A 6,963-nucleotide genomic window follows, 5' to 3' on the forward strand; every position below is an offset into this window, starting at 1 on the left:
GTGTATAAGAGACAGGTGTGGGGACGGAGGTGTCAGGGCGTGGGCTGCGCGAGGGCTTGCTGTCCGCGCGCCTCGGCCGCGTCGCGGCGCAGCCCCATGAGCGTCCACATGGCGCCGCTGAAGTCGATGCAGCCGAAGAACGTGACGATGGGATTACACAGGCCCAGCGCCGTGCAGATGATGAGCACCAGCACGATGAAGGTGCGCCCCATCACCGCCCAGATGAAGAACTGGCGCATGTCCAGGATGGCCGCCTGATGGGACATGAACGACATGGACACCAGCAGCGCGCCCGCCAGCCGCATGAAGAACAGGTCCCCGTCCGCCGCCCCCGGTGAGATGCCCATCACCTTGAGGAACAGCCCGGGCACCAGCAGCAGCGTGAAGGCGAGCGGGATCGTGTAGTAGACCCAGACGTACATCGAACGTCCCGAGTGGCTCAGCGAAGACAGCTTGGGAAACACCTTCGGTGCGAAGAGCATGGAGACTCCGGCGGGCAGGCTTGGGGCGGTGCCCGGAGTGTAGTGGACATCCCAGACTCCGCGCATCAGGGGCCCCCCGCACCCCTCCACGAAGCCGGAGCGGGCAGCAGGTAGAGTGCCGCCGGCTCCGGGCTTGCCTGCCTGCCATCCTGACGAAAGGAATTGTCGTGCTGCTCTTGAACACCGTTGTCGTCCTGGCCCTGGCCTCGGCTCCTCCCGCGAAGCCGGTGGCTCGCGCGGGCTGCGCCACCACCAACATCGAGACCGCGCTCCAGCACCTGGAGACTCATCTCAAGGCGAGCGCCGCCCAGCCGAAGGCGGAGGTCTCCGAAGAGGAGCTCGCGCGGCTCGTGGAGTCGGGGGAGTACGTGGAGTCCGTCGCGGAGGAGTTCATCGGCAAGGACTGGAAGGTTCGCGACGTGCCCAATGGCTTCGTGTCCACGGGGGACAAGAATCCCGACGGGACCTACGAAGCCGCCCTCTTCAAGAACCCGGAGGGCTACCACCTGGTGCTCGTGGGCGAGGGCGTGTCCGTGACCCATATCGAAGCCTTCCGATGTGACAAGGACGGCTTCAAGGCCGACAACGCGGCCCTCCGGATCTCAACCGCGCAGGCCCTCCAGCTCTACGCCGACGCAGGGCTCATCGCGCCCAAGGGCAAGAAGGGCCTGCAGGAGAAGACCCTCAAGGATTGGGGAGGCTCCATCCTGGACTTCCACCTGCCGCGCAAGGGTCGGTCCATCCGGGTTACCGCCGGCGTCGATGAGCCGGCCAGCGTCTACGGAAAGGCCCTGGGCACCCTCGAATACGTCGACTCGAAGTTCGTGGTCCGCTCGCTCGCGAAGAAGCCGGCTCCCTGAAGGGGGGAGAAGTCCCAGGGGGTGTCAGGTCAGGCCCGCACCGGGCGACGAGTCTTCGTCCTCCTCGTCGCTGTCACGCCGTGAAGGCTCCGGACGCGGCGGCTGCGCGACCGCTGCGCCGAACGCGCGGATCAGCTCCAGGGGGATGGGCAGGATGGTGTGGTTGCCGCCGCCTGTAATCTCCACCAGCGTCTGGAGGTAGCGCAGCTGGAGGGTGGCGGGGTTGCGGCTGAGCACGTCCGCGGCCTGGGCGAGCTTCTCCGCGGCCTGGTGTTCGCCCTCGGCGGCGATGATCTTCGCGCGGCGCTCGCGTTCGGCTTCGGCCTGACGCGCGATGGCCCGCTGCATCTCCAGCGGCAGGTCGATGTGCTTCACCTCCACGTTGGACACCTTGACGCCCCACGGGTCGGTGCGCGCATCCAGCACCTGCTGGAGTTCATGATTGATGCGCTCGCGCTGGGACAAGAGTTCGTCCAGCTCCACCTGGCCCAGGATGGCGCGCAGCGTGGTCTGCGCAATCTGGCTGGTGGCATACAGGTAGTCCTCCACCTGGAGCACGGCCTTGTCCGCCTGGATGACGCGGAAGTAGACGACGGCGTTGACCTTCACGCTGACGTTGTCCTTGGTGATGACGTCCTGCGGGGGCACGTCGCGCGCCACGGTGCGCAGGTCGATGATGACCATGCGTTCAATGAACGGGATGAGCCAGCGGAAGCCCGCGCGCTTGAGGCCCACGAAGCGGCCCAGCCGGAACACGACGCCGTTCTGGTACTCGGTGACGATGCGCACGCCGGAGGCGAAGAGGAGGAACAACAGGGCCAGGGGAATGAGGAAGCCCAGGGCGCCGAACAGTTCGTTCATGGCATCGCCTCCGCGACGGTGAGGGTGAGCCCCTCCACGGCGCGCACCACCACGTGGGCGCCCTCGTGGATGGGGGTGAAGGAGACGGCGCGCCAGCGCTCGCCGTGGACGAACACCTCACCGCCCGAAGGCGTGACGGGCCCCAACGCCGTGCCCGCCTCCCCGATGAGCCCCGCGTCACCGCCCAACTGCGGCAGCTTGCGTGTCTGGGCGCTGCGGTACGCGACGAAGGCCGCGGCCCCCGCGAGCATGAGGGCGGTGGGCAACATCACGCCCCACGACAGTCGGAAGGACGGCTCCACGAACCAGTCCGGTTCGAAGCGATCCACCAGGAACACGCCACCCAGTATCAACAGGCCCACGCCCGAAGCGCCCAGCAGCCCGCTGGTGACGAAGAGCTCCGCGATGATGAGCCCCACTCCCACGAGCATCAGCACCAGCGCGCCGGAGCGCACCGGCAGCGTGGCCGACGCCACCATCGCGAGCACCAGCGCCACGACGCCCACGAGCCCCGGCGCCACCGCGCCCGGATGGGACAGCTCCACCACCAGCCCCAGCGCCGCGACGAGGAACAGCAGGTAGACGATGGACGGCTGTGCGAGCGCATGCACGACCCGCTGTGAAAGCCCCGGCTCCAGCGACACGACCTGGGCATCGCGCGTGGCGAGCGTCACGGTGTCACCGCTGGCGACCTCCACGCGGCGGCCCTCGACGGCGGAGAGGAACGCGGCCTCGGTGGGCGCGACGAACTCCACCACGCGCAGCTCCACGGCGCGGTCGGCGGGAACACTGGCGCTGTCGCGCACGGCGGCGGCGGCCCATTCAGGATTGCGGCCCCGCTGCCGGGCGATGCCTTCCGCGAAGGCGACGGTGTCGTTCTCAATCTTCCGCGCGAGCTGTTCGCCTCCGTCCTGTTCGACGTCCTCGCCCCGGGGGCCCACGGGATGCGCGGCACCGATGTTCGTCCCGGGCGCCATGGCACTCACGTTGGAGGCGAGCGCGATGAAGACGCCCGCGCTGCCGGCATGTGCCCCCGAAGGTCCCACCCACACGAGCACCGGGACGCGCGAGCCCAGGAACGCACGCACGATGGTGCGGGTGGCCTCCAGGGAGCCGCCCGGGGTGTCCAGCCGCACGAGCAGCGCGTGGGCGCCCTGGTCCTCCGCGCGCTTCACGCAGTCCGCGAGATAGGCGCCCGAACCGGCATCCACCACGCCCTCCAGTTCACACCGGGCGATGACGGACGAAGCCGCTGTCGCGGGGCCCGCTGAAGCGAAGAGGCCAGCGAAGAGGAAGAGCAGGACGCAGGCCCAGAGCCCGTGACGGCGTCGGGCCTCCGCGAAACGCAGGGCTCCCGCTCCTCTGGCGACGTTCTCCCGCATGCCGGGCGCATCCTTCCGGTGCGCACATCCCGAGCGCACACCGACTTCGCCAACGGTGCGCATCCCCGCGAGGCGTGACAGGGCCCCGAGGTCGGGGGCCCGGGGAGCGGCCGGCCAGGGAGGGACTGGAGGCCTGTACGGGCATCCAATGGTGGACGTTGGAGGGGATGCGCGTTGCTGGAGGAGGACGCACCTCCCTAGGGTCGGCCTCTCGCACATCCTCAGGAGGTTTCATGCGCCGTGCCGTGCTGCTCATCGCTGCTCTGGGTCTGACCGCTGGAGCGGTGGCCTGCAAGACCACCCAGCCTCCCGGAACCGAGAACCAGGAGCCCCTCCAGGGTCCGGACACGGCCCGCGAGCCCAGCCAGAACGTGCCCAGTGAACCCGCGGGCCCCGCTGGTCCCATCAACGCGCCGGGCGTGGACGGTGGCGCCTCCGAAGCCGGGTAGTCTTCCTCCGCATGACGGTGGAGACGACGGTCTACAAGGCCGCGCGGGTGTGGACGTTGGATCCGGAGCGTCCCCTCGCGCAGGCGCTGGCGGTGCGCGAGGCGCGTCTGCTCGCGGTGGGGACACTCGATGAGGTCCGCGCCGCAGCGGGCCCGGACGCGCGCGAGGTGGACCTGGGCGCGGCCACGGTGGTGCCCGGCCTGGTGGACGCGCACGCGCACCTGCACGGGCTGGGCAAGAGCCTGACGACGGTGCGGCTGGAGCAGTCGGCCTCGGTGGAGGAGGTCCTCCAGCGGCTGGCGCAGGCCCCCGCCTCCAGCTTCCAGGGGGACTGGTTGCTCGGAAAAGGCTGGGACCAGACCGGGTGGCCCGGCGGCGAGTTCCCAGGCCGCGCGGAGCTGGACCAGCGCTTCCCCTGGACGCCGGTGTTGCTCACGCGGGTGGATCATCATGCGGCCTGGGTGAACGGCGAAGCGCTGCGCCGCGCGGGCATCTCGCGGAGCACGCCGGATCCGGAAGGTGGCCGCATCCTCAAGGATGCTCGGGGCGAGCCCACGGGCGTCCTGGTGGACAACGCGATGGACGCGGTGACCGCGGCCATGCCCGCCCCTACGCGCGAACAACTGGAGACGCGCCTGCGCGCGGCGCTGGAGCGCTGTGCCCGGGTCGGGCTCACGGGCGTGCACGACGCCGGCATGGACCTGGATGCCTTCCGCGCGTTGCAGGCATGGGACCTGGAGGGGACGCTGCCCCTGCGCGTCTACGCGATGGCCGCGGGCCAGGGCGAGGAGCGCCACGGCTACCTGGAGCAGGGCCCCTGGCACGGTCGTCACCTTTCGATGCGCGCGGTGAAGTTCCTGGCGGACGGAGCGCTGGGCAGCCGGGGCGCGGCGCTGCATGACGACTACAGCGACGAGCCCGGCCAGCGCGGCCTGCTGCTCCTGTCGCCGGAGGAACTTGAAGCCCGCGCCCAGGCCTTCATGGGCCGGGGCTTCCAGGTGTGCATCCACGCCATCGGGGACCGCGCGAACACGCTGGTGGTGGACGTGCTGTTGCGGGGTGCGGAGCGGACGGGAACGCAGGCGCTGCGCCACCGCGTGGAACACGCGCAGATCCTGCGGCCGGAGGACATCCAGCGCCTGGGCGCCGCGGGGCTGGTGGCCAGCGTGCAGCCCACGCACGCCACCAGTGACATGCGCTGGGCACGGACGCGGCTGGGGAGCGAGCGGCTGAAGGGCGCCTATGCGTGGCGCTCGCTGAAGGACGCGGGCGCGCACCTGGCGCTGGGCAGTGACTTCCCCATCGAGAACCCGGACGTGCTCGCGGGGCTCTACGCGGCGCGCACGCGGCAGGACGCGAAAGGCTGGCCGGAGGGTGGCTGGTATCCGGAAGAGCGCCTGAGCGCGACCGAATCCCTGGAGGGCTTCACCGTGGGGCCCGCGTGGGCGTCCTTCGAGGAGGTCCGGCGCGGAAGGCTGAAGCCGGGCATGGACGCGGACTTCGTCGCGCTGTCGGAGGACCCGGTGGAGGGGCCCGCGGCCGCGCTGGTGGAGGCGCGCGTGCTGGCCACGGTGGTGGCGGGCGCGGAGGTGTTCCGGGCGGAGGACTGACGCCGCGTCACCCGCCGAAGATGTGCGAACGCGCGGCCTCGGCGATGGCCACGACGGCGGGGTGGCGCAGGCGGCGCTCCACGGTGATGGCGTAGAAGCACTGCTCGATTTCGTCGGTGTGCCCGATGGCGGTGACGTTGAACTGCCGTTGCACCTCCGCGTCGATGATGGACGGCATGGCGAAGATGCCGTGGCCCTTCTGTCCGAAGGCCTGGAGCAGGGCGCTGTCGTCGAAGTCCCCGGCGATGAGGGGGCGGACGCCCCGGCGCTCGAACCACAAATCCAGCGAGCGGCGCACGGAGGACTCCTCCGACGGCAGCAGCATGGGCGCACCGTCCAGGGAGCGCGGGAAGTCCTTGCGCAGGTGCGCGAGCGGCGCCGCCGCGAAGAACGTCACGCCGCACTTGCCCAGCAGGTGGTTGAAGGACCGGACGCTGACGGGCTCGGAGCCGGGGGCGTCCGCGAGCACCACGTCCAGCTCATGCAGCGCCAGCTGCGCGAGCAGTTGGGGCAGGGGGCTCTCGCGGCAGATGATGCGCAGCGAAGGCCCGGCATCCAGCGCGGGCTTGAGCAGCTGCTCGGCGACGAGCTTGGGGATGACGTCCAGCACGCCCACGTTGAGGCGCAGCTGCTGCCCCGTGGGCAACCCGGAGACGACGTTCTTCAGCTCGTTGCCCAGGCGGAAGATTTCATCCGCGTAGCGCATGACGGTGCGGCCCACGTCGGAGAGGACGAGCTTGCGACCCTTGCGCTCGAAGAGCTGGTGGCCCAGGGACTCCTCGAGGAGCTTGATCTGCGTGCTGATGGTCGGCTGGGCGAGGTGCAGCTCTTCGCTGGCCCTGGCGATGCTGCCGGCTCGCGCAACCGTCCAGAAATACAGGAGATGGTGGTAGTTGAGCCAGTTCATCACTTAGGAATAACCGAAGGGATGCATCCAAACTAGCTCATTTTTTTATGAGTCGTGCCCGCTTATCTCTACGCCTGTCACCGCGCGATGGGTGTGCGGAGGACTGATTGGGGAGGTGCGTTCATGGAAGCCATCTACGAGGAGCGCGTGTCCACGGTTGAGGGTGTGGGGGATGGGGTGGATGCGGCGGAAGTGGAGATCCGGGTGCGGGGGCACTTGGAGCTGGTCCGGCGTCTGGCCTGGAAGTACCGGTGGACGGGCTTGTCGCTGGAAGAGCTGATGGCGGAAGGCAACGTGGGCCTGGTGGAGGCGGCGCGCCGGTTCGAGGAGCGGGGTGTGCCGTTCGGGGCGTACGCGCAGCAGTGGATCCGCGCGCGCATCCGGGCCTACGTCTCGCGCACCTGGAGTGTGG

The 6,963-nt window shown here is 69.8% G+C and carries 8 protein-coding genes; 4 read left to right on the plus strand and 4 right to left on the minus strand.

From position 1 onward, the window contains the following. Positions 1-32 precede the first annotated feature (32 nt). Positions 33-482 (minus strand): hypothetical protein, encoded by a 450-nt coding sequence (locus D7X74_RS37415; RefSeq protein ID WP_120537765.1) that lies wholly within the window; start codon positions 480-482, stop codon positions 33-35. 167 nt (positions 483-649) lie between these two features. On the opposite strand from D7X74_RS37415, the gene D7X74_RS37420 reads away from it, so the two are divergent. Beyond that, a complete protein-coding gene (locus D7X74_RS37420) occupies positions 650-1,342 on the plus strand; it encodes a hypothetical protein (protein WP_120537766.1) in 693 nt (230 codons plus the stop codon). Between the two features lie 24 nt (positions 1,343-1,366). Here the strand turns inward: D7X74_RS37420 and D7X74_RS37425 are convergent, their stop codons facing one another. Both D7X74_RS37425 and D7X74_RS37430 read right to left on the minus strand, forming a co-directional pair. Continuing rightward, complete coding sequence (locus tag D7X74_RS37425; protein WP_120537767.1) at positions 1,367-2,203, minus strand: slipin family protein; 837 nt, start codon at positions 2,201-2,203, stop codon at positions 1,367-1,369. Continuing rightward, positions 2,200-3,585 carry a nodulation protein NfeD gene (locus D7X74_RS37430; RefSeq protein WP_120537768.1) on the minus strand — a complete coding sequence of 462 codons (1,386 nt, stop codon included), beginning with the start codon at positions 3,583-3,585 and terminating at the stop codon, positions 2,200-2,202. Before D7X74_RS37430 ends, D7X74_RS37425 begins: the two co-directional genes overlap by 4 nt. Positions 3,586-3,818: 233 nt before the next feature. On the opposite strand from D7X74_RS37430, the gene D7X74_RS37435 reads away from it, so the two are divergent. Together D7X74_RS37435 and D7X74_RS37440 are read left to right on the plus strand one after the other, a co-directional pair. Next, a complete protein-coding gene (locus tag D7X74_RS37435; protein ID WP_120537769.1) occupies positions 3,819-4,034 on the plus strand; it encodes a hypothetical protein in 216 nt (71 codons plus the stop codon). Between the two features lie 11 nt (positions 4,035-4,045). After that, entirely contained in the window at positions 4,046-5,644 is a 1,599-nt protein-coding gene (locus D7X74_RS37440; protein WP_120537770.1) for an amidohydrolase, read from the plus strand. Positions 5,645-5,651: 7 nt separating this feature from the next. On the opposite strand, the gene nhaR is transcribed toward D7X74_RS37440, so the two are convergent. Continuing rightward, a complete protein-coding gene (nhaR, locus tag D7X74_RS37445; RefSeq protein WP_120537771.1) occupies positions 5,652-6,551 on the minus strand; it encodes a transcriptional activator NhaR in 900 nt (299 codons plus the stop codon). A gap of 123 nt (positions 6,552-6,674) precedes the next feature. Here nhaR and D7X74_RS37450 point away from each other — a divergent pair. Continuing rightward, positions 6,675-6,963, plus strand: a 289-nt coding sequence (locus D7X74_RS37450; RefSeq protein WP_304984946.1) for a sigma factor, incomplete at its 3' end; no start/stop codon positions are given.

The organism is Corallococcus sp. CA047B, from assembly GCF_003612065.1.
GTDB classification, from domain to species: domain Bacteria; phylum Myxococcota; class Myxococcia; order Myxococcales; family Myxococcaceae; genus Corallococcus; species Corallococcus praedator.

Coding starts and splice junctions, on each gene's coding strand:
- D7X74_RS37440 (WP_120537770.1), top strand. CDS start 4,046: ATGACGGTGGAGACGACGGTCTACAAGGCCGCGCGGGTGTGGACGTTG.
- D7X74_RS37425 (WP_120537767.1), bottom strand. CDS start 2,203: ATGAACGAACTGTTCGGCGCCCTGGGCTTCCTCATTCCCCTGGCCCTG.
- D7X74_RS37430 (WP_120537768.1), bottom strand. CDS start 3,585: ATGCGGGAGAACGTCGCCAGAGGAGCGGGAGCCCTGCGTTTCGCGGAG.
- nhaR (WP_120537771.1), bottom strand. CDS start 6,551: ATGAACTGGCTCAACTACCACCATCTCCTGTATTTCTGGACGGTTGCG.
- D7X74_RS37415 (WP_120537765.1), bottom strand. CDS start 482: ATGCTCTTCGCACCGAAGGTGTTTCCCAAGCTGTCTTCGCTGAGCCAC.
- D7X74_RS37435 (WP_120537769.1), top strand. CDS start 3,819: ATGCGCCGTGCCGTGCTGCTCATCGCTGCTCTGGGTCTGACCGCTGGA.